At 62.7% G+C, this 630-nt stretch carries 1 protein-coding gene and 1 pseudogene; both read left to right on the top strand.

Features of this window, described 5'->3' with window-relative positions:
* Nucleotides 1–298 (top strand): chromate transporter (locus AC6LJ9_RS30655; RefSeq protein WP_498150455.1); only part of this gene is annotated, 298 nt, incomplete at its 5' end.
* 59 nt (nucleotides 299–357) lie between these two features.
* Nucleotides 358–630 (top strand): annotated as a pseudogene (locus AC6LJ9_RS30650) (superoxide dismutase); the annotation flags it as partial.

Genomic DNA, 630 nt, shown 5'->3' with positions numbered 1-630 from the left:
TCTTCCGGCCTTTGCGTTCTCGCTGATTTTCTACGACCGGCTGGAGGCGGTCGTGGAGAACAAACGGCTGCACGCGTTCCTGGACGGCGTCGCGGCCGGCGTAGTCGGCCTGATCGGCGCAACCACCCTCGACCTGGCGCAGGTCACGGCTGAACGTGTGCCATCGCTGACGGTGGGCATGTCGATCTTCGCCGCAGGCTTGGCATTCCTTTATGCCTGGAAGAACAAGCTCAACGTCGTCGTCGTGATCCTCGCGGCGGGATTGGCGGGCTGGCTGGTGTTTCCGAACCAAGGCTGAATCTGATCGAGTCAGCCTTCGTCGCGCCGTTTCCGATCCACCCTACTGAGGAAGCCAAGATGCCTTACGAACTGAAGCCCCTTTCTTGCGATCCGGCCAAACTCACCGGCCTGTCCGAGAAGCTCATCGTCAGCCACTGGGAAAACAACTACGGCGGGGCGGTCAAGCGCCTCAATGCCATCGAGCAGCGCCTGGCCGAATTGACCTGGGCCAGCGCCCCGGTGTTCGAGATCAACGGCCTCAAGCGCGAGGAGATGATCGCCAGCGGTTCGATGATCCTGCACGAGGTGTACTTCGATTCCCTCGGCGGCACGGGGGGCGACCCCGACGGG

The organism is Achromobacter sp. 1011811831 (assembly GCF_059760905.1).
This window is presented reverse-complemented; position numbering and strand designations above follow the sequence as displayed.